Source organism: Oscillospiraceae bacterium, from assembly GCA_035353335.1.
GTDB lineage: Bacteria > Bacillota > Clostridia > Oscillospirales > JAKOTC01 > DAOPZJ01.
Window position 1 is genome coordinate 15,744 of record DAOPZJ010000025.1, and the last position, 21,503, is coordinate 37,246.

At 48.1% G+C, this 21,503-nt stretch carries 25 protein-coding genes, 1 tRNA gene and 1 riboswitch; of the genes, 15 read left to right on the plus strand and 11 right to left on the minus strand.

What is annotated here, in order from left to right; all coding sequences use genetic code 11:
• Positions 1-44 precede the first annotated feature (44 nt).
• Entirely contained in the window at positions 45-1,097 is a 1,053-nt protein-coding gene (locus tag PKH29_06750) for an ADP-ribosylglycohydrolase family protein (GenBank protein ID HNX14535.1), read from the minus strand.
• Between the two features lie 135 nt (positions 1,098-1,232).
• On the opposite strand from PKH29_06750, the gene PKH29_06755 reads away from it, so the two are divergent.
• The 4 genes from PKH29_06755 (at position 1,233) to PKH29_06770 (ending at position 3,405) form a co-directional block, all read left to right on the plus strand.
• Positions 1,233-1,898 (plus strand): hypothetical protein, encoded by a 666-nt coding sequence (locus PKH29_06755; GenBank protein HNX14536.1) that lies wholly within the window; start codon positions 1,233-1,235, stop codon positions 1,896-1,898.
• Positions 1,895-2,566, plus strand: coding sequence for a hypothetical protein (locus PKH29_06760; GenBank protein ID HNX14537.1), 672 nt, complete (start codon positions 1,895-1,897; stop codon positions 2,564-2,566). The genes PKH29_06755 and PKH29_06760 overlap by 4 nt, the downstream gene beginning before the upstream one ends.
• 81 nt (positions 2,567-2,647) lie before the next feature.
• A complete protein-coding gene (locus PKH29_06765) occupies positions 2,648-3,214 on the plus strand; it encodes a hypothetical protein (GenBank protein HNX14538.1) in 567 nt (188 codons plus the stop codon).
• 107 nt (positions 3,215-3,321) lie between these two features.
• A tRNA-Leu gene (locus tag PKH29_06770) sits at positions 3,322-3,405 on the plus strand.
• Positions 3,406-3,629: 224 nt separating this feature from the next.
• Here the strand turns inward: PKH29_06770 and PKH29_06775 are convergent.
• Positions 3,630-4,514 (minus strand): glycyl-radical enzyme activating protein, encoded by an 885-nt coding sequence (locus tag PKH29_06775; GenBank protein ID HNX14539.1) that lies wholly within the window; start codon positions 4,512-4,514, stop codon positions 3,630-3,632.
• The gene (locus PKH29_06780; protein ID HNX14540.1) at positions 4,511-6,589 is read right to left on the minus strand and encodes a pyruvate formate lyase family protein; all 2,079 of its coding nucleotides are present in this window, start codon (positions 6,587-6,589) and stop codon (positions 4,511-4,513) included. Before PKH29_06780 ends, PKH29_06775 begins: the two co-directional genes overlap by 4 nt.
• Positions 6,590-6,804: 215 nt before the next feature.
• On the opposite strand from PKH29_06780, the gene PKH29_06785 reads away from it, so the two are divergent.
• The 4 genes from PKH29_06785 (at position 6,805) to PKH29_06800 (ending at position 9,282) form a co-directional block, all read left to right on the plus strand.
• Positions 6,805-7,749, plus strand: coding sequence for an aminoglycoside phosphotransferase family protein (locus tag PKH29_06785; GenBank protein ID HNX14541.1), 945 nt, complete (start codon positions 6,805-6,807; stop codon positions 7,747-7,749).
• A gap of 53 nt (positions 7,750-7,802) precedes the next feature.
• A complete protein-coding gene (locus tag PKH29_06790; GenBank protein ID HNX14542.1) occupies positions 7,803-8,420 on the plus strand; it encodes a nucleoside deaminase in 618 nt (205 codons plus the stop codon).
• Positions 8,421-8,513: 93 nt separating this feature from the next.
• On the plus strand, positions 8,514-8,921 hold the full coding sequence (locus tag PKH29_06795; protein ID HNX14543.1) for a DUF1801 domain-containing protein: 408 nt from the start codon (positions 8,514-8,516) through the stop codon (positions 8,919-8,921).
• Between the two features lie 79 nt (positions 8,922-9,000).
• Positions 9,001-9,282, plus strand: a complete 282-nt coding sequence (locus tag PKH29_06800) for a DUF1905 domain-containing protein (protein ID HNX14544.1) — start codon at positions 9,001-9,003, stop codon at positions 9,280-9,282.
• 79 nt (positions 9,283-9,361) lie between these two features.
• Here the strand turns inward: PKH29_06800 and PKH29_06805 are convergent, their stop codons facing one another.
• The 7 genes from PKH29_06805 to PKH29_06835 all read right to left on the minus strand — a co-directional run bounded on the left by PKH29_06805 (position 9,362) and on the right by PKH29_06835 (position 15,706).
• Positions 9,362-10,036, minus strand: coding sequence for an SLC13 family permease (locus PKH29_06805; GenBank protein HNX14545.1), 675 nt, complete (start codon positions 10,034-10,036; stop codon positions 9,362-9,364).
• 133 nt (positions 10,037-10,169) lie between these two features.
• A complete protein-coding gene (locus PKH29_06810) occupies positions 10,170-11,309 on the minus strand; it encodes a glycerate kinase (protein ID HNX14546.1) in 1,140 nt (379 codons plus the stop codon).
• Complete coding sequence (locus tag PKH29_06815; GenBank protein HNX14547.1) at positions 11,306-11,974, minus strand: lactate utilization protein; 669 nt, start codon at positions 11,972-11,974, stop codon at positions 11,306-11,308. The genes PKH29_06810 and PKH29_06815 overlap by 4 nt, the downstream gene beginning before the upstream one ends.
• Positions 11,975-11,978: 4 nt before the next feature.
• Positions 11,979-12,941, minus strand: coding sequence for an aldo/keto reductase (locus PKH29_06820; protein HNX14548.1), 963 nt, complete (start codon positions 12,939-12,941; stop codon positions 11,979-11,981).
• A gap of 12 nt (positions 12,942-12,953) precedes the next feature.
• Positions 12,954-13,697, minus strand: coding sequence for a sugar phosphate isomerase/epimerase (locus tag PKH29_06825; GenBank protein ID HNX14549.1), 744 nt, complete (start codon positions 13,695-13,697; stop codon positions 12,954-12,956).
• A gap of 72 nt (positions 13,698-13,769) precedes the next feature.
• On the minus strand, positions 13,770-14,843 hold the full coding sequence (locus tag PKH29_06830) for a hypothetical protein (protein ID HNX14550.1): 1,074 nt from the start codon (positions 14,841-14,843) through the stop codon (positions 13,770-13,772).
• Between the two features lie 17 nt (positions 14,844-14,860).
• Entirely contained in the window at positions 14,861-15,706 is an 846-nt protein-coding gene (locus PKH29_06835; GenBank protein HNX14551.1) for an AraC family transcriptional regulator, read from the minus strand.
• 128 nt (positions 15,707-15,834) lie between these two features.
• Between PKH29_06835 and PKH29_06840 the strand changes: the two genes are divergently transcribed.
• Both PKH29_06840 and PKH29_06845 read left to right on the plus strand, forming a co-directional pair.
• Complete coding sequence (locus PKH29_06840) at positions 15,835-16,881, plus strand: zinc-binding alcohol dehydrogenase (protein ID HNX14552.1); 1,047 nt, start codon at positions 15,835-15,837, stop codon at positions 16,879-16,881.
• A 12-nt stretch (positions 16,882-16,893) separates the two neighbouring features.
• The gene (locus PKH29_06845) at positions 16,894-17,868 is read left to right on the plus strand and encodes a Gfo/Idh/MocA family oxidoreductase (GenBank protein ID HNX14553.1); all 975 of its coding nucleotides are present in this window, start codon (positions 16,894-16,896) and stop codon (positions 17,866-17,868) included.
• Positions 17,869-17,928: 60 nt separating this feature from the next.
• Here the strand turns inward: PKH29_06845 and PKH29_06850 are convergent, their stop codons facing one another.
• A complete protein-coding gene (locus PKH29_06850) occupies positions 17,929-18,645 on the minus strand; it encodes a biotin--[acetyl-CoA-carboxylase] ligase (GenBank protein ID HNX14554.1) in 717 nt (238 codons plus the stop codon).
• 287 nt (positions 18,646-18,932) lie between these two features.
• Positions 18,933-19,017, plus strand: a riboswitch (cyclic di-GMP riboswitch).
• Between the two features lie 162 nt (positions 19,018-19,179).
• Here PKH29_06850 and PKH29_06855 point away from each other — a divergent pair.
• The 5 genes from PKH29_06855 to PKH29_06875 form a co-directional block, all read left to right on the plus strand.
• Positions 19,180-19,506 (plus strand): nucleotidyltransferase domain-containing protein, encoded by a 327-nt coding sequence (locus tag PKH29_06855; protein HNX14555.1) that lies wholly within the window; start codon positions 19,180-19,182, stop codon positions 19,504-19,506.
• Between the two features lie 313 nt (positions 19,507-19,819).
• On the plus strand, positions 19,820-20,311 hold the full coding sequence (locus PKH29_06860) for a HEPN domain-containing protein (protein ID HNX14556.1): 492 nt from the start codon (positions 19,820-19,822) through the stop codon (positions 20,309-20,311).
• 74 nt (positions 20,312-20,385) lie between these two features.
• Complete coding sequence (locus tag PKH29_06865) at positions 20,386-21,012, plus strand: A24 family peptidase (GenBank protein ID HNX14557.1); 627 nt, start codon at positions 20,386-20,388, stop codon at positions 21,010-21,012.
• Positions 21,013-21,173: 161 nt separating this feature from the next.
• Entirely contained in the window at positions 21,174-21,344 is a 171-nt protein-coding gene (locus PKH29_06870; protein HNX14558.1) for a Flp family type IVb pilin, read from the plus strand.
• Positions 21,345-21,393: 49 nt separating this feature from the next.
• Positions 21,394-21,503, plus strand: a 110-nt coding sequence (locus tag PKH29_06875; GenBank protein HNX14559.1) for a Flp family type IVb pilin, incomplete at its 3' end; no start/stop codon positions are given.

Consider the following 21,503-nt stretch of genomic DNA (forward strand, 5'->3'; position numbering starts at 1 on the left):
CCTCCGTAAGCGCAAAATAAGCGGTCATAAATAAATAAAAGATGTTATTTCATTAATACGGTTACTGCCTTCACCAATGATCGGTTCAATGAGATATCGCAGCCGAACAAATCGACGTTGTCAAGCGCTTTTTTAGGATCGCCTTCGCTGTATAACAGCGCCGCGGCGACGGCCATCGCATTGGAATATGCGCCGTTTTGAATAAACTTTTTCATGATCTCATCGGGCTCGGGATCGGTGATTGCGCCTTCGTCTCTTGTCACGCCGTGATGGCAAACCACCCGAACCAAGTCCTTTGCGCACTCGGCGGCATCGACTTTGCAGTTGAGGTTGCGCTGCATCCAGGCGACCGCCCGAAACCACATCGACGGAATCGGCACGCACGACAGCGACCGCACCGTAAACACCTCGGGATCGGAGATCGTCGAGGCGTGGGCGATCATCGCGGCCATCCACATCGCGGCATATACCCCGCCCTTGAGGTAGCTGACTAATGCATATTTCATCGCGTTCTCGGCGGCGATTTCGGGCTGCGGTGCAAAAGCGACTCCGAATGCCGCTCCGATGGCAAGCGCGTCCGAATCCGCACGGAACGGATTTGCAAAACCCGCGGTTTCATAAGCGTTTTTTCCATCCTGTGCGTTTAAAACAGCAATCTTTTGCGCGTTTGTCAGCTGCTTCGGATTTTCCGTTAAAAAGGCCAAAACCGTCTCCGGCTGCGCAAACCTGTGCAGTTTGATATAGCTGCGTGCAAGGTCATATGCCGGAATGCCCGTTAATACCTTATCGGCTTTTCCGAGCGCGTTCTTCTGCCCGTCGGTCAGTCCGTATTGAAACGGCGACTGCAAAATCGGGCACCATTTGATGATGTCTTCCGGTGTCACGGGATCGATCGTGCGCCCGGCCTTGGTCGGCAGCGCCTGACTCTCGGCATAAAGCGCAAGGATGGCGGACGTTTTCTCCGCTCCCTCTTTCAAATCGGCAGCGCTTTCACAGCGCTTTATAAAATCCCCGGCGGGTATTTTTGCTTCTATTGCGGCTAAAAAGGGCTCGGCGCCGAGTCCTTCTTTCTCACGGTACAAAATCACATCCAGCATTCAGCCGCCTCCTCAGGTCAATCTGTTCAATCAGTTTACACCAAAATCCCTAAAAGTGTCAAGCGTACGCTTAAATACTTGAAATCCTCACAGAATCATGATATCATTGATAAAATTCAAGAAGGGACTTTATGTATGCGATTCGGAAAAGGCGGCAGTTTCATCATCAGCAAACGCTCGCTCAAAATCATAATCGGTGCTGCAATCGTCGTAGTGCTCGCAATCGCAGCCGCATTGTGGTTTACGAATCATTCACTTGATCCCAGAGATTACTTTTATACTGATTTTGCAACCGGAATCACCGATATCAGAGTAGAAACCGGAATCCGTACCTATACCGTTCTCGATACCGACAATCCCGACAGCATCACCGCACTGTTCGGCTATTCCCCTTTCCCGCCTTATATCCCCAAAAACTTTTCACTGACCAAAGCGGAATTAATTTCTCAGGATGAAAATGACGGCAGAAAATTTAAAGACGTCATCCGACTGCGCTATGAAGACACAGAGGATCCGAAGAAATTCTTTTTAATTATCATGACGGACGGTCTCGGCCTTTATGCCAAAAGCGATTATTTGACCCATAACGAGATCACAGATGATCCGGCAAGCATTAACGGCAATTTTGTGACTTTTGCGGACTTTGATTTATGTATTTATAAATTCATGGGTGCCGACGCCTATTTTTCCAAATTTCAATTTGCAGATCGGGATTGGATTGTTCATTTCGAAAACCTGACAAAGCGCGATATCCGATTGATCATTACCTCAATTATAACACAGAGCGGAGATGTTAAATGATGGACGACCAAACTTCCCAACAGAAAAAGGACAGCCGAATTCTCTATATCATTTTAGTTTGGGTGGGCGTGATTGTCATCGCAATCGCCTCCTTTATGATTTTCGGCAACAGTTCCGGTAAAAATATCAAGCAGCTCGATTTGAAATGGAACGATATCCAATTCGGCGAAGTGGTCGACGCCAATTTCACCTGGGAAGATGTCGTCACAAACCTCACTGCCGAACAATTGAAATCTATCATTGGCGTCAGTCCGGTCGTTGAAGCACCGCTGTTTTCGAATTTCAGCATCGGCGGAGTGCGTAAATATATCCCGATAGGCGCTTCCGGAGATCCGGTGACTGACCAAATGAGCGTTGGCATTCAGTTTCAGGACGATTCCGACGAGAAACGCACTGTTCTCTCTATTGTCTCAAATACATCTGATTTGACCCTGCAATTTCCGAACGCCGAATACAACCACGACCTGCGAAACACCGGCGAAGTTTGGACAATGGTCGGCGAAAACCGTTGTAAGCTGTATCGGATTTACGCCGAATCTCTTGTCTCGCAGTACAGTTATGCCATCTTTGAGAAGGATGGGCATTTTTGGCATATCGAATTTGCAAATATGACCGATGATGAGATTGCGGAAGTACTCTATTACGCGATGCTACCGACCGGCAAATAACTTTTCAAACGACCGATTCATCATTAAACATCATCATATTTTGCTGCTGAGACCAACGATTCACATTAAAAGGAGATCTGTATGAGTACAAGGGCAAAGAATTGGCTGACCTTCGGCATCATCGTCGCAGTAATTGCAGCGGTTTACGGCGTGTTCGAGCTCATTCATTTTCAGAGATATAAAATCCCGGAAGATGCCGTCTTAGGCAATTTGAATATTTCGATGGTTCAGAAAGAACCGGAGATTATCCGCTCAATGTTTACGGATCAAATCGCCGAATCAACTACAATCTATGTCTTTCGCCCGGACGGCGGCCTGAATATCGGCTCCTTTAATACGGCAGTCGATAACGCATTATATCCGGGCGTCAAAGAGGGTTTTTCCATGAATGAACCCGGCAGTATTTATTTCATCAAAGATGATAAGGTTTACTGCTGTTCCGTGACCGACCGAAATTGGAAAATCACCGACCGGAAGACATGGCAGGCGTTTGCGATTTTCGAACTGCGCGACGGAATTCCCCGGATTGATGATAATTATATCATGTTTGACGGTGCATATCCGATCATTTTAAGCGAAACCAAATTAACCTGGTCCGGCTTCATCGCACAAGTGCATCAAAAGATTGCAGAATACGAAAGCCGCTAAATATTCATTGCACACCGACGCTGCTTTTCAAAAAAACCGGTTGACAAAACCCCTTTGTAATGATAAAATACACTTTGCGGTTTGGAACTCCGAATCGTAAAGTTTATGCGAGAGTGGCGGAACTGGTAGACGCGCACGTTTGAGGGGCGTGTGTCTATGACATACGGGTTCAAGTCCCGTTTCTCGCACCAAAATAAAAGAGTGCTCACGACAGTGAGTGCTTTTTTATTTTGGTATGGGACTTGAACTTGTTCAAGTCCGAACAGCCGCGCAGCGGATGTTTTTCTCTGCACCACCATACTGAGTCCGGACGCGTATGCCGTCCGAGCTCTTTTTGTATTTCACACTTCGTTAGCTCGCGGTCGTATCTCCACTCATGTGGGCGTTTTATTTTTAAATTCGGGGTTTCATTTCTTCATTGGCTTACATTTAAATTAAATTTTTTCAGTGCATCTATGGCTTTGAGCATATCACTGTCGGTGGTTTCGGTATGAGGCAGTGTATTTTTCAGATTCAATGCCTTGTATCTTGAGGCGGCAAGAGAGTGATATCGTAAAACTTGCACTTTTTTGATACCGTTTAAATGCTGCAGGAATTCTCCGATTTTTTCACATTCACCGTCATTATATCCTTTTACAAGGAGGTATCTGATTTCAATATTACAGCCGCTTTCCGATAAATGTTTTAAGTTGTCAAGAATCAGTTTATTGTCCTGCCCGGTAAGGCTTTTGTGTAAATTTGAATCAATGGCCTTGATGTCATATAAAAATGTGTCAATATACGGCATGACAGTATGTATCAAATTTTTATTTACAAAACCGCAGGTGTCAATATTTACGCTGATGCCTTTCATATACAAACTTTTCGAAAGTTCCGTTACAAATTCGCCTTGTCTCAAACATTCTCCGCCTGAAAGTGTGATTCCTCCTTTGCTTGTTTCAAAAAACACCCTGTCTTGCAAAATGCAGCTTTCCAAGTCATCAAGTTCCCACTCATCACCGTAAGACATCAGCGCGTTCGTCGGACAATTTTTTTGACAAACAAAACAATTTGTGCAAAGTTCTTTATTTATTAAAGGATATTGATTAAATGATATTGCGCTGTGGGTGCAGCTTTTATAACAAGAACCGCAGGAAATACATTTGTCGGCGAAAAAAGCCAACTGTTTTTCACTTGAAATACTTTCGGGGTTGTGACACCAAATGCATTTTAACGGACAACCTTTGAAAAAAACCGTCGTGCGGATGCCCTCACCGTCGTGAATTTCCATTCGCTTGATTCCGGATATCAATGCTTTCATAGGTTTTCACCGCGATCGGCACGGGCAATAAATTCCTCTTTTTCCTGATCGCTCAGAGAAGAGAATAATACATTCCACTCGCACAAGCGCACCTGCAGATTCGGATATTCAAAAAGATTCATTTTTGCTTTTTTTAATGTTTCGGCGTTTAATATATTAAAATGAACGGCGTAACCTCCGAGTTTATAGTAGCTTTTCAAAGCGGAAACAAGCGCGTTAAGCCCGTTTTCGCCTTCAACCGCCGAGAAATGAAGGTCTATATCGCAAATGGATCCGTTGGGAGTATCAAGGTTTCCGATTCCGGCAACAGAAATCAAATGTGCGGTAGCCCCAAGCTTATCGGCGCCGAAAGTTGCGCTTGTGTTTTGCGAAATGGTTTCCCCCGAAAGTCTTCCGTCAGCGGAAGCTGCGGTATTCTTCCCGAATTCCCAACGCCAGTCAATCGAAAAAGTGCCGAGCCGGTATATGCCGCCCTTCCGGTTGGGGTGGTTGTCTATTTCGTCCGATAAGACAGAAATAATTTTACGGGCATAACTGTCAACGCTTTGGTCCGCTGTTCCGAACTTCGGAAATCTGTTTTTGACTAGCAGTCTCAATTCCTCATGGTCTTTCCAATTGTTTTTCAGTATTTCGGCAAGTTCGGAAATCGTCAAAGTTTTATCGTCATAGACCAACTTTTTTATGGCGGCAAGCGAATCGACAGCAGTACCGAGACCCAATGCATTGATGGATGAGTTATTATATTTTGCCGTGTGATCGCAATAGATATCTCCCCCTTTTTTAAGCGCAAAATCAAACGTACTTGTGAAAACAGGGGAGGAATGTATTTTGCTGTAATGTTTTTCAAAGCAATCAACAGCGGCAATTGCGCACTTCGAAAAATATCGCAGCTGGGTTTCGAAATTTGAAAGGAATTCATCGAAAGTTTTAGGATTTGTATTGCAGTCAACCCCGATTTTCATCCCGGTAAGCATATCAATTCCGTTGTTTAACGAGACCTCTATCGCTTTCGGGATATTCACTCTTCCGTTACAAGAGCAGGTCAGTTCGCCGAAAGCACCGCATTCATAGCAGCCCACGATATGGTAATCTGCGGCATCCTCAAATTGATCCCCGATTTTAGTCAGTGCGTGAATAACCGTTTGATCACCGATAAAAACAATGCTGTTCTTGTTTTTACGCACTCCGTCCATCGCAAGCCCTAAAAGGTCATCAGGCGTATTTTCCGAACACATCAAATGCAGCTTTGTGTTGGAGGTATATACCGTATGATAAGATTTCAACAGTTTATAAGTCAATTCGTTAACACTGCTGTTTCCGTTTATATCCGTACCTCCTAAAGCAAGCGGAATATTAGCAGGCGCTTTCAGGGTGTCTATGGATTGAAAGAACTCATCGATCAGTTGATCTGCATACTCTCTGTATTTTTCTTTCTGATAGTAAGTGAATAAAAGTTTATCGAGCCTGCCTAAAGTGCGGACATAGGTTCCCTCGACGGTATGCTGCAAAGCATAATAAACGATCATTGTCTGCATCGCCTCAAAGAGGTTTTGCGGGGGATTCTTTTTGATGCTTTCAAGTCCGTCGGCAATTCTGTCGAAACCATGGTCTTTTGCAAAAGATATCGTTCTGTCCAGAAAACAAAAGACGGAATCATAAACCTTTATCAAATTGTTATAAAAGCGCTTTTTTTCAGGAGTATTGCCGTATTTTTCAGAATACTCTGTCACCCGGCTTTTCAGTCCGGTAAATCCCAAAGCGAGTATTGCCGCAAAGTCGGGGCAGGTGTGGCTGAAGTCGTATCTTCCGGTATACGCAAGACAGTCTTCGCCGTCCTTCAATCCGCTTTTCAGCAAATCCGCATTGTATTTCAAAGCCCGTGAAACTATAATTTCCTGCATGATGTTTTCGCCGCTGATTGAAAAAAAGAAGCTGTTGTTTGGAGAAGCCTCAATTTCACAGTTTTCCAATATGTATGAAATGATATCGCCGTCTGTTTTTATGACATCCTGCGTGTCCGCGATATCATTGAAGGCATTTTCTATTTTGTCAATTTGGCTTCTGATCATCATCATATCATCTTTCCTCTGTATGATCATTATACGTGAAATGGCACGAAGTGTAAATATTCGGATCAATAATAATTGTACTTTTCGAAACTAATCCGCATTGTATTTATGAATGAGTTGCTGTTTTCGGTTTATTTCCCCTTCCCCTCATTCATCATCAGAGTCATTGATGACGGGTTTGTTTTATGATAAAATAGTGTTTAAAATGATGGAGGCACTCAATGAAAAAAGAAGAAATGATTGCCGCGGATGTCTTTCAACAATACGGATTGAATTTTCAAACCGCCGTGCGCGCCGGCGGATGGACAAACGCGGTTTGGCTGAACGGCGATTTTGCCCTGCGTGTATCGTTACAAAGAGACAACGACAGAATCGGCAGAGAAGTGCAATTATCAAAGCTGCTTCCGAAGGATGTCGGTTATCCGCAGAATATTCAGACCGGAATGACCGACGGATTTGAATGGAGCCTCTCAAAAAGGGTGTCGGGTCAACCCTTAAGCGAGGTCTGGGACTCCTTAAAATGGACGCAGCGTATTTCCGCCGTACGGCAAATCGTTGATATTGTGAAATCTGTTCATACCGCAGATATCGGGAAGGCGGAATCATGGGCTAAGAAAACAGCATGGTATAATGAATTTTCAGAAGAAAAATCAATGGCCGACACAGAAAGGTACATAGAGCAAGGGCTGCTGACGGATGAACAGGGTTGCCAAATGCGTAAAATCCTCAAGCGTTTTTACGAAGCTCATTTTACGGCAAAACCCGTGTTGAATCACGGGGATATTACAATGGACAACCTCCTGTGGCACGAGGGTAACGTCGTCTCTCTGATGGATTTTGAACACTCGGTTATCGCTCCGCCCGAACTCGACTACCATTCACTTGTGAATTTAACTTTTTTACCGACAGAAGACAGGTTGTTAACCCGTAGTGACGGTGACGAGACAAGCGAATATTTAGATGCGGTAAGCAGGATGATCACGCCTCTGTTTTCGCGCCCCGAATCCGCCGATTTGATTTTGGGGTATTCGATCCTGTTCCGGCAGCGGTTTCTTGAATTCTGGCTGGATAACCCGAAGGGAGATATCTCGCAAGTCGATGCGTATGTAAAACTGTGCTCACTGATTGACGGAAATAAAGGGTACATATCTTCGATTTTGCAGTGATGAACAGCAACTGTCAACAACAGTAAAATGATTCCGATTGAGGACGTGATTGTATGTATAAAAATATCGAACGGCCGTGGCAAATTGCATTTGAACAAGGCTGGGAAGCGCTTGTAAACGGCTCCATTCCCATCGGCGCCGTCATAACCGACGAACACGGCAAGATCATATCCAAAGGCAGAAACCGTCTGTTTGAAAGCAGTACAAAGAATCCTAAGGTTGCCCATGCGGAAACCGAGGCAATCCGTAACCTCGATGTGTCGAAATACCCCAATACCTATGATTACACTCTTTTCGCCTGCATGGAGCCCTGCCCCATGTGCATGGGAACGATTGTCATGAGCAATTTGAGAAAACTGCGCGTCGCCGCAAGGGACAGTTATTGCGGTGCGGTTCATTACTGCCGGGATGACCCCTATATCGCATCAAAGAACATGCAGGTCAGCTTTGAATCCGGCATTTTGGAGACCGTGCAGCTTACTTTACAAACCTATTTTGAGTTAAAATTGCGAAACGGTGCAATGAATCCTGTCACGGAAATTTTCGAAAAAGATAATCCCGCTGCCGTTAAAATCGCAAAATCGTTTTATGAAGACCGATTTATTGAAAACTGCATTGTCTCGGGCGCAGCCTTTGACAAAGTTTTTAATCAGATAGCGGAACGTATATAAAACTTTGCGCCGTTGCGATCGCCATGGTATCTTAAAGATTCCGGCGCAAAATAGATATAAAATTCATATTTTTCAGAAGTGGAGATGAAAAACATGTGGCAGTGCCCGAAATGCGGAAGAACGTTCAGAAACACCAACCAATCCCACACCTGCGGTAAAATCAGCACCATCGGCGAATATATCGCCGAACAACCCGAAACCGTCCGTCCGCTGCTTGAAAAAATCCGCGAGGTCATCCGAAATGCCGCACCGGACGCGGTCGAAAAAATCTCGTGGCAAATGCCGACTTTTTGGCAGGGCGAAAATCTCATTCACTTCGCGGCTTTTAAAAACCATATCGGAATCTTCCCCGGCGGCGAGGCGACCACCTTTTTCGCTGAGCGGCTGACCGATTACAAGACCTCGAAAGGCACGATCCAATTCCCGTTAAATAAGTCCATCGATTACGATTTAATCGCCGATATCACCAAATGGCGCGTCATGCAAGCCGGCCAAAAGTAGGGGTCGGCGTCCTCGTCCCCATCGCATGGATTACGACCCGTTGCAACCGCCCCCAAACGTCGAAAAACAAGGAGTTATTATGAAAACTTACGAATTTGATGCCGTCATTCGCCAAGTGCCCGATATCGACGGCGCCTATGTCGAATTCCCGTATGACATCAAAAAAGAATTCGAAAAAGGCCGCGTCAAAGTGCACGCGACATTCGACGGCGAGCCCTATGACGGCAGCATTGTCAATATGGGCATCAAAAACCCCGACGGCTCGGTGTGTTATATCATAGGAATACGCAAAGACATCCGCGCAAAAATCGAGAAAAAATCCGGGGATACCGTCCATATAATTATCACGGAACGCCAATGATTCATCTATAAAAAACAGCTGTGAGCAATGAATGTCGATCACAGCTGTTTTTTTATTTGTAAATATTGTTGACTTGCGCTTATCTGCACCAAATCACCCAAACGAGCACATAACCCGTGACGACCGCCGCGAGTGTGAACGGAACGCTGATCTTCATAAACTGCCCGACGCTGACCTCATAACCCTCTTTGCGCAAAATGCCGAGCCCCGCGATGTTAGTCGAAGCGCCGATCGGGGTGAGATTTCCGCCGAGTGTGGCGCCCGAGAGAAGTCCGAAGTATAACAGCGTCGGGTCGACGTTTAAAAGCGCCGCAATGCCCGAGACAATCGGCAGCATCGTGGCGATGTAGGGGATATTATCGATAAACGCTGACAAAATCACCGACGCCCAGACAATCAGTGAGTACATCAAAAACAGACTGTTGCCGCTGACTTTGACAAACAGCGCCGCGATTGCGTCCACGATACGTGCTTTGGTGATACCGGCAATCATGATAAATAGGCCGTCAAGCAGCCCGAGTGTAAAATAATCGACGTATTTGAACGATTCTTTTACCTCTTTGAACTCCTTATATTTGATAAGCGAACGGATCATGCAGATGACGAACAGCGACATACAGATCAAGCCGTTTGTAATCGCCGGCTTCTCAGGCAGGAAAGACACAAGGATCAGCAGCAGGATGGTCCCGAGCAGTATAATGGTCGAGAACATATCCTTGACGGGGGTTCTCTCATTTAATGTGAATCTCTTCATTGTCCTTTCTGAATACGAAGATGAGAACCAGCGTCGCAATCAGATGCTTTTTCATATTTGACTATCCTTTCACAAGCGGGAGGACTGGTTGACGAATTATTGTAAATATCAGGAATTAGAAAGGCAAAAAGGGTCAGCTCTTAGCGGCCTTGATCAGTCGGCTGATATTTGTCACGGTGTCGCGTAGGTTATCAACAGAAGAAAGCTTCGCCGTCTCGAACGGAACGGCCAAATGGTTGATGCTGAACACGGCGGTCACGCCGTGGCTTAAAACGGCTTGGTAATCCGGCGAGATGTCGCCCGCCACCGCAATCACGGGCACACCGGCTTTTTGCGCATAAGCGCCGATGCCCGAAATTACTTTTCCGTAAGCGCTCTGGCTGTCCACCCTGCCCTCGCCCGTAAAAATATAGTCCGCGTCTTTGATAAGCTCGTCAAACCGAACCGTCTCTAACAGCAGTTTGATGCCCGATTTGAGTTCCGAATTGAAAAATGCGGAAAAGCCCGCGGCAAATCCGCCCGCAGCGCCCCCGCCCTTTAGCGTCAAAATATCTTTCCCGGTCTTTTTTTGTACAATCTCGGCAAAGTGTTTTAAATTCTCGTCAAGCCGCTTGATCATTTCGGGGGTCGCACCTTTTTGCGGCCCGTAGACCGCCGACGCACCTTTTTCGCCGCATAGCGTGTTTTCGACGTCGCAGGCCACGGTGAAACGGCAGTTTTTTGCCGCTTCGCTCATGCCGCTCGCGTCAATATCAGCCAGTTCGGAAAGTCCCCCTCCGGTCGGGTTGATCAAAGTGCCGTCGGCCTTTAAAAATCGGATTCCGAGCGCCGAAAGCGCCCCGACGCCGCCGTCGTTGGTCGCGCTGCCGCCGAGGCCTAGAATAATCTCTTTACAGCCGTGATTTATTGCATCGGCAATCAGTTCGCCCGTGCCGTACGTCGTGGTTTTTTCGGGGTCTTTAACGGTGATGAGCGGCAACCCCGAAGCGGCGGCCATCTCGACCACCGCCGTCTGATTCGGAATAATTACATATTCGGCTTCAACCGGGCGGAAATCCGGGCCTGTGACCGTCTTTTTGATGACCTCCCCGCCGAGGACCGAAAAAAACGCCTGCGCGGTGCCCTCGCCGCCGTCGGCAGCCGGAACAATGATGACTTCACTTTCCGGAAACACCGAACGGATGGCATTCACCGCCGTCTCGCAGGCGGTTTTGCTGGTCATCGTAGATTTGTAGGAATCGATTGCGACGACAAATTTCATAAATTTAATCAATACCCGAGCTCTTCGCCGACAAGAATCACTTTCGTACGATCCTTGTGGCGCTGTTTTGCGCTGATCACATAATTGCAGCAGATTCGCCCGTCGCTTGAACACCCACTACCGAATTCGTCGTTGTCGGCCTCCATGCAGACGCCCTTTTCGTGGCAGAAGGTCTCGCAGTTCAAGCGCATGCAGTTGCAGGGCGCGGCCATGGTCTTGACCCGCTTGGCGGCCGCTTCGATATCCGGCACAATCTTGTTGTACCCCGCCACCACGACGACACTTTTTGGCCCGTATAATAACGCCGCAGTCCGGTTGGAGTTGCCGTCCACGTTATAAAGCTTTCCGTCGAGCGTGATCGCATTTGCCGAGCACAGAAACACATCCGCGTCAAAGGTCTTCACATAGACCTCCCGAATCTGTTCTTTAGAGAGCCCCGGAACCGCCCGGTCGAGGTAGTTGTATTTACCGCTGCGTAACAAGGCGATGATGCCGCATTCGTCAAGCGTGACCGAACCGCCGGACGCGACGGTATCACCTTCACTCAATAGTGATTTGGCGATTTCGAGCACCTCATTGCGGTCTTTGGCGTAATACCCTTGCATGTTGTTTTTGCCGAGCGCGGCAATGACCTTTTCGATCTGTATTTGAATCAATTTGCTTTTAATTACGTTCATATTTTCACCCGATTAAATTCTCAATCACCGCAAGTTCTTCCTCTTCGAAAGCGAGGTTTTTGAGTGCGCCCGCGTTCTCCGTAATCTGTTCGGGTCTGCTTGCGCCGATCAATACCGAAGTGACTTTTCGCAGATTGTAACATAACGCCATCTGCGAGAGCGACTGTCCGCGCGTTTTGGCGATCTCGTTGAGCTGTACAGCGATTTTCAACTGTGCCTGCTGCTGATCGGTCAGAGGTTTATCGAATTTGCCGCTCAAATATTTTGAGGTCAGCATCCCGCGCTCGAGCGGCGAATAGGAGATCGAGCCGATGCTGAGTTCATCCAGCGTCTCGAACAACCCGGCCTTCTCCGGGTTCCGATAGAGCATCGAATAACGCGGCTGGCAAATCAGGCAGTGCATATGGTGTTTATTGAGTTCCGCCTCAGCTTTAACGGCCTGCACGGGGTTGTAGTTCGAAATGCCGACGTACAGCGCCTTGCCCTGCCGGACGATGTCGGCAAGCGCCCCCATAGTCTCTTCAATCGGGTCGTCGTCGGACGCGCGGTGGTGATAAAAAATATCGACATAGTCGAGCCCGAGGTTTTTCAAACTGCGGTCGAGCGAGGCCATCAGATATTTGCGGCTGCCCCAGTCGCCGTACGGGCCTTCCCAACCGAAATAACCGGCTTTGGTCGAAATCAGCAATTCGTCCCGGTGCGCAGAAAAATCGTTTTTCAAGTGTTTTCCGAGGTTGATCTCGGCGGACCACGGCGGTGGGCCGTAGTTGTTGGCTGCGTCGAAATGGGTAATTCCGAGGTCAAACGCGGTACGCAGCATCTGCGCCTGAACCCCGAAATCGGAATTGTCGCCGAAGTTGTGCCAAATTCCCAACGAAATCAGCGGCAGCTTCAGTCCGCTCCTGCCGCATCTTTGATAGGGCATTTTGGTATATCGGTCGCTGTCCGGTATATAAATATCGGCCATTTATTTTCTCCTTTATAAGAGCCCGAGCTTTAAAAGTCCCTGCGCCGAGCGTGCGCAGCTGTCGAGCACCGGCATGGTATAGCCCTCCTGCTCTACGATAAAGTGCTTGATGCCGATCTGCTTGCCTGTCGTAATCAGCGATTTGAAATCAATGATGCCATCGCCGAGCTCGACGTTTTTCTTTTCACCGTTGATCACTGCCAGCTCTTTGAGGTGCATTAACACTTCTCTTCCGGCGTACTTTTTCACATATTCCATCGGGTCTGCGCCTGCGAACGTCACCCAATAGACGTCGAATTCAAACGTGACCTTTTTGTCGGTCTCCTCGGCAAGCAGGTCGATGAAGCGTTTGCTCCCCGCCATGCGGACAAACTCATAATCATGGTTGTGATAGCCGATGGTTACGCCGCTTTTCGCGGCTTTTTCGGCGGCGTTCGAGAGCAGTTCGGCGATCTTTTTGACGTCGTCCGCTGTCTGCATTCCGCCGCCCGCAAGCACGATGTTTTTGCTTCCGGTTGCAAGGTTATATTCAATCTGTTCATCAAGGTCTTTGCCGACGCCGTCGGGTCCCACATGCGTGCTGACGGCTTTCAGTCCGCTGTCGTCGAGGATTTTTTTCATCTCGGCGGCTTTCAAATCATAATACCCGGCAAATTCGACCTCGGTATAGCCCATCTTGCCGACCTTTTTTAAAGTACCCGCCACGGCGTCCTTGATGACGTCGCGCAGCGAATAAAGCTGAATTCCGAATCCCATGATAATGTCTCCTTCTAAATCCTTGGTTTTAATTTATTCTAACACGCTATTGCCGTTTTGACAATTGCAATTTCACTTCCTGAAATATTGAACTACCTTGTTTTCCGAATCCGATACCATTTCGAGCAACGTCTCGCCGGTCAGAATTTCGGCGGTGTTTGTTGCATGATCCGTGAGCCGCACAAAGGTCTTGCAAAGAATATAATTTTTAATTCGCAGCATGTTCATCGGGTCATAACCGGTGATCGTGAAATCACCGCTCTTTAACGACTTGAAAAGCCGCATAAACTCCTCGATCTCGCTCTCGTGCTTCGCCCGTACGGTCAAAATCAATTCTTTAACGCAGCCGATGTCGCCGACCGTTGATAAATCTCTCGGTAAATCCGGTTCGAAATTCGCCGCAATCAGCCGCCAAACGGGTTCTTTTGCCCCCGTGATTTCATAGTAAAAATCTATTCCCATGTCTTTTGCCGTTAACAGCAAAATCACTCCGGCGTAATACGAAATCTTGCGGATATCAAGCTGCAGCGGAGCAAGCTTGCGCAGTTTCCCGGTGTAGTCCCTGCACCGCTGGGCGTATTTTTCTTCCGAAATCATTTTCAGCGCCGAAGTGCCCATATAGTCGGCCATTCCCTCAAGCGTTTCTGTCCGATATTCGCATTCGACCATATCGCCGATCAGGCCTTCGCGTTTTTGCCTCAGGCCGCAAATCTCATTTAAATATAACCGCTTCTGCGCCGCGTCCGCTGTTTCGTAAGCGTCCGCAAGCAGATGGTTCTCGGCGAATTTGAGGTTGAAATTCTCGGGGTCATATGGATATCGGATCGTCTTCAAATCGTGCGGATACCGCTTTTCGCCGTTTTCCTGCTGAAACGCGTGAAACATCTCATGCACCATATCGGCTGCCAGCGTCTCGGCATCCTCTGCCGAAGGGTCGCCAGTGATATTCCATATGGCGAGCCGTCCGCCCTCATATACAATCGCCGTGTTGCCGAAAAACCGATCGTCGCGCGCGATTTCTCCGTTTTCCAGATACACGGTTTTCTCATCATATAGCGCAAACGGATATCGGTGAAACCCCTTCCACAATCTTTCGAAATCAACCCGCTTCAAGTTTTCAGAAATCTTTCCAATAAGTTCCCGCATAAAAATCTGATCTCCTTTCACTGTTTTCTGTAAGCCGCCGGAGCGAGTCCGGTGAAATTTTTGAATGCCCGCGAAAAATAAAAACCGTCCGAAAAGCCGGTGCACTCGCTGATTTCTCCGATGGAAAGCCCGGTGGTCTTCAACAGTTCCCGGGCTTTTTCGAGCCGATATCGGAGCAGATAGGTCTGCGGCGGATATCCGGTGGTTTGGTTGAACAGCTTTGAAAAATAACTGCGTTCCAACCCGACATAGGAGGCGAGCGCCGCAACCTGCACATCCCTGTGGTAATTGACGTGGATATAATTTAGGGCCTTCTCGACATAACCGGAGGACTTTTTGCCTCCCTCACGCGGGCTCCTGACAAGCTGCGATTTTTCAAGCTCGGAGAGCAAAAAACACAGATGCCCGGTCAGCGGCAGATCGTCCGGGGTCTCGGCTTCGAACTCGGCGAGCAGTGCATCCATCAGTTTCGGGATTACGTTTTCCTCTTTCAGCGCCAGCACGGGGTTTTCCCGCGTGATGCCCTTCTGTTCCAACAATTTCGCAGCCAGCCGCCCGTTGAAAGCGAACCAATAAAACGACCACGGGTCGGCGCTGTCTGTATAATACCACACCACGTCGCGTGGATAAATGCAAAACAGTGATCCCCTGTCGACCCGGTGGATTTTCCCGCCGGTCTTATAAAAGCCCTTTCCCTTTTGAATGTAGTGAATCAAAAAACAATCGCGTACATTCGGACCGCAGGTAAAGTCGGGGACGACATCTTCATAACCGCAATAATGCAGATCGAGATCGCGGTCAAGTGAAGCCGCATTGTAAAACTCCATCCGCATTTTATCGCCCCTCACTGCGTTTTTCTCCATTATATAACATTCTTTTAAGATGTCAAGAAACCACATGCGTGCAAATTTAGCACGAATGAATTCATTCCGTTTCTGTCGGTTTTTTTTATAATGATAATGAAATTTTAAAATCCTTGGAGGAATGAAAAATGAAAGTTATGATCTATGAGGGCCCGAAAAAAATCTCCCTCTCCGAAGTGCCCGATTTGCCGCTTGCCAAAAACCAAATCCGCACAAAAACGCTCTATTCCGGCCTCAGCCACGGCACCGAGATGAACGTCTACCGCGGCAACGCCCCGTTCTTTAAAAACAAGATGGATCCGGAGACAAAATTATTCGTCCCGGCCGAAAAAGATGCATGGATCTTCCCGATTCGCAGCTGTGACCCGGGCGTCTGGTACATGGGCTATGCCAATGTCGGCGAAGTGATTGAAAAAGGCACGGACGTCAAAGGTTTTGCCATCGGCGACATCGTGTTTTCGAATTCACCTCACCAGTCGCAAGTCATCCTGAATGCCGCAGACGCGGTCAAACTGCCCAAGGGTCTGAAACCCGAACAGGGGGTCTTTTTTGCCAATCTCGTCACCGCTTATAACGCGGTGTTGGATACCGAAATCAAGCTCGGCGACAAAATCGCGGTCTCCGGCCTCGGCGTTTTAGGGCAGCTTGTTTCCCAGATGGTCAAACTGTCGGGCGCGCTCGAGGTCTACGGCGTTGACCTGTTTGAAAAACGCCGCAGTGCCGCGCTCGAAAACGGCGTAGATCAGGTTTTCGACCCGACCGTCGGCGACGTCGCGATGCAGATCCGAAAACTCACCAATAAAAAAGGCCCCGACTCGGTCATCGAGAGCTCAGGCAGCGTCAAGGGTCTGCACAATGCCATCCGGATTGCTGCGTCCGACACGACCATCACCGCGCTCAGCTGGTATCAGGGGGCGTGTTCCGATCTCAACCTCGCCGAGGAATTTCACCACAACCGCGTCACGATCCGCTGCTCCCAGATGGTCTATATCAATCCGAAATACCGCCACATGTGGGACACCGAGCGCAGAAAGCAGACCTGTTTGGAATTGATTCAGAAACTCAAACTCGGCAATCTGATCACGAATATCGTCCCCTATGATGAGATTGCAACCGCTTATGAACTCGTCGACAAGCATCCCGCCGACATCATCCAAGTCGTGTTGAAGTATTAAGGGGTATTCGATATGAAAATCGGAATCATCGGAACCGGCTGGGTCTCCGGTCTGCATATCAAAGCGCTTCAAAAAATCGAAGGCGTTCAAATTGCCGCCGTCGCCGCAACTTCCCTTGACAAAGCGGAAAAAGCCGCTTTACCGATCGGCGCAAAGGCCTACGACGATTACCGCAAAATGCTCTCGAAAGAGCAGCTCGACGCGGTCTATATTCTCACGCCGCCGCATGTCCACGGCGAACCCGAACTGTTATGTGCCAAAGCTGTGTCTGCGGTCTTCGTCGAAAAACCCGTCGCCAACAATCTCGAAACCGCACTCAAAGTCGAGCGCGCCTTTGAAGACGCAAAAACCGTCGCGGCCTCGGGCTATATGATGAGATATTACGAAAGCATTCATTATGTAAAAAGCCTTTTTGCGATTTCGAATGATAAACCCGCGCTCGTCAACGGCAGATGGGTCACACCGATGCCGGGTCCGATGTGGTGGCGCACCAAAGCGCAGTCGGGCGGCCAGTTCACCGAGCAGTGCACCCACCTCGTCGACGCCGCCGTGTACATCGCCGGGAAAATCACCGAGGTCTCGGCGTTCGCCGCAAAGGGCTTTATGACCGATGTGAACGGCTACAACGTCGATGATGCAACGGTGATTAACGTCCGATTCGAAAACGGCGCGGTCGGCAACTTTACGACCGGCTGCTTTGTGCGGGAGGAAAACGATATCGGGCTGCTGTTTTCCTCAAAAACCGCCCGCTGCCGCTTCAATACCTGGGATATGTCGCTTGAAATCGATCACGGTAAAGGACATCAAGAGACCATCACACCCGAGGGGGACATCTTTGAGATTCAGGCCAATGCCTTTATCAACGCGATTAAAAAAGGCGATACAGGCGGCCTCCACTCGACTTATCACACCGCCGTCGAGACCCTGAAAGTCACCCTCGCCGCCGATGAATCCGCCTTAACGGGAAAGACGGTCAGGATACAATAAACATAAAATATGAAAGAGCGCACGAGCTTTTACGTGCGCCCTTTTCTCTTTTCTCATTTATCAGTGCGACTGTGCATTTATCTCACCCGAGCACAGCCAAATCACCTTTCCTGTATCGGTGCGCAAAAGCAATTTAAAATCATCGCCGATCGCAACCGCAGTACCGACGATCAATTCGTCGCCTCGCTGGATTTCTATCCGCTTTCCGAGCGTGATGCACCGCTCGCGGTATTCCCGCCCGATTTTGGTCCTGCCTCCCGAATACAATCGGAAGAAGTTATCGAGTACTTCCTGCCGCAGCTGAGCCGGGTCGCCTTCTCCGGGTTCAAAAATCGCGCCGGCGGTATTTTTAAGTTCGTCCGGAAATCCGCCTTCCGGTATATAACAGTTGATTCCGATACCCACGATCACAAATTCCGGTTTTGCACTCTCTCCGAAGACCGCCTCGGTTAAAATTCCGCAGACTTTTTTATTATCAATAATAACATCATTGACCCATTTGATTCCCGCCTGCCGTCCGGCGGTTTTCGCCACAGCGACGGCAGCGGCCGCAGTGGCGACAGTCGAACCGAAGCCCTCCGACTTCGGCCGCAGCAAAATGCTCATATATATGCCGCCTTCGGGAGAATAAAATTGACGCCCGCTGCGGCCTCTCCCTTTAGTCTGCCGTTTGGCGGCGACAATACAGCCTTCCGGCTCGCCGGCTGCCGCAAGCTTCTTTAGCTCATCGTTTGTTGAATTTACTTCATCAAATTCGATAATTTTTATTTTGTCCATTTCTGCCTCCATAACCATCGATACCGGGCGTATTATATTCGGCATCTTCTTTTTTGAGATATCCGTTACCGATCTATTTATTTGATTATATCACAAATCAATATAAAAATCTCTTAAAATGACAGTCACAAATTAATTAAATTTCACCTAAAAAGAAGCCTTTTTTGCCATAATTGTATATATTGCACATATTTCAAGCCAAAACATTGTGAAGTATTTTGTCAGATTCCCCCTTGACAAATTTTACTTAGGCATTTATTATAAAGGCGGACAAGCAAATCTTGTCCCCACGTAAAAGGCAAAACCCGTGAAAACGGGCGACGCAAAGCTAAAGGGCCTAAGGGCGAAAGCCGATGGCAGCCAGTTGCCGATCTCAATATACCGGGGTTCTTTCTTCGGATTATAACGAGTGATAGCAACTTGGCATCTTTATATGGTCAGGTTGTTTTTGTTTTTAAAGGTATGATGAAAGAAATTGTAAGGTAAATCAAAATGTTTCGTATGCTTTAACTCATTAAGAAAAGAGGTACCTAAATGGCCGCAGCCGACTTCCTTCCGAATATCGAAAGAACGCTGGTCTCACGGTGCATTGAAAAAATAAGTGAGCTCAAAGGTGTTGCAAAAATCATGCTGTTCGGCTCATATGCAAAAGGTACGGCAAACGCACAGAGTGATATCGACATTGCGGTCTTCTTCGATATCAATAAAGAATGTCTTCTCGATGAATACAGGAAATTGGTTAAGATTTGCACGGATCCGGAAAAAGAAATACAGGTTCAGGCGTTTACGCTCGACGAACTGGAAGATCCGTGCGGGATTATTGAAGAAATCACCGATTACGGCATTGAGCTGACAGCATAGCAATCCCACCGCTGTCGCTACGGGGGCAAACGAAATACATAGTCGGCACTTTTTCATCTTTTGGCTAAAAACCCGAAATGCAAAATGCTCGCCGACCGTCAATGAAACACCCGTAAGCCGATGTCGGAAAATAAATCTCAAACCGCATAAACGCATCCGCGTGATTTTGAGATTGGTCCGCCGTCGGCACTTTACGTCTTTTACAGGGTTTTCTGTCGCAGATCAGCGGAACCGTAAAAGCGAATACTGAAAATCCGGAGCCGAACCCGGTTATACATTAACCCGGCGGCTCAATCGGGAGGAAAGAGAGAAAATGAATAAGAACGAAAAATACAGTTATTGGATTATGTTGACCGACTATGATCTTGAGACGATTGAACCGCTCGTGAAGAGCGAACGCTGGGTTTATGTCGTCAGTTTGTGCCAAACCGCCATCGAACGCCAACTCAAGGGCATGTATGTCTATTACAACGACTGCGAAGCACCGAAAACTCACAATATCAACTTTCTTTTCTCAAAGCTTATAACAAATCCGATTTTACTGAGACAAACAGATAAAAAGTATTTTGAAACGGAAAAGAAGGCCTGCGAAGATTTTTTAATCGATCTTTCGTACTACTACATATCCGATTATCCCTTCTCTTATAAGAACATCACCTCGAGGTTCGTCTGCCGTGATGCGGCGTTGAATATCCTCGAACGAACAAAAAAGCAGATCCATTGGCTGCGGTCCTTCCAAAAAGAAATACGATTAACCGATTCCGAAACTTCGTTAATACCCATAAAATTACGGGAAAATGCTTAACCCGAGACCCATGAAGAGAAAGCGGCTCGGAATTCCTCCCCGAACCGCTGATTGAAGAAAAAGAGGTGAATGAAATGCTCCAAACCATCATCACATCTGTCTGCTGCGCGCTGCTCGGCGCCGCGCTGTCTTATCCGGTCCTGCTGTTGAACCGGCTGCTGCTGAAAAACCGCGGCATCGAATCCAAAGAAGGCAAAGCGGAGCATATCGTCCTCCCGATCGCCATGGGGCTGTTCGGAGCCGCCATCGGCTGGCAGGCTGGCCTGGACTGGGAGACCCTCTATCTATACTTAGTCCTGTTTGTTTGCGCGTCTGTCAGCTGCATCGACGCCAGACACCGGATCATCCCCAACGAGCTGGTTTTCGCGCTGCTGGGTCTCGCCGTCGGCTTCGGGGCCGCCGGTGTCACCGAAATCAACTGGCTCTCCTCACTCGGCGGATTCGCCGCTTGCTTTGTGCTCTTCCTGCTTCCGGCGCTGTTTTCCAAAAAGGTCGGCGCGGGCGATATCAAACTCGCCGCCGCAATGGGCTTCTGTGTCGGACTGATGGGCAGTTTATACGCGATCACTATGATGGGCGTTTTGGTCTTGATCTACATCGCGGTCCAGTATCGGATCCCCCTGGTTCAGCGCCTCAAGACGCTGATTCCGATGGGCCCGTTCCTCGCCGCAGCGCTCATCTCGGTATCTCTGTTCATGTAAAGGGGTGAAAGAAATAAAAAAATCTATACCCCGATACATAATCGCTTTCACACACACGAGACGCGCACGCGAGACGCGCACGCGTCCAAAAAACAACGGCATCCGCAAATTTTTCATACGGCGGCCGCAGACAGGAAAAGAAAACAGGAGGGTAAACAATTATGTTGAAAAAATTCTTGAACGACGAGAACGGCCAGGGCATGGTCGAATACGGTCTGATCATCGCGCTCGTCGCGGTCGCGGTCATCGTGGCCATCACAGCACTCAGCGGCAGCATCCAGGGTGTCTTCAACAAGACGGCAAATAAACTCAATACTGTTTCAGCCGGCTAATCAACGAATCAAATCAAATAAATTAAAAAAATTAACGGAGGAAAAAGCAATGTTGAAAAAATTCTTTAATGACGAAAACGGTCAAGGTATGGTAGAATACGGTCTGATCATCGCGCTCGTCGCGGTCGCGGTCATCGTAGCCATCACAGCACTCGGCGG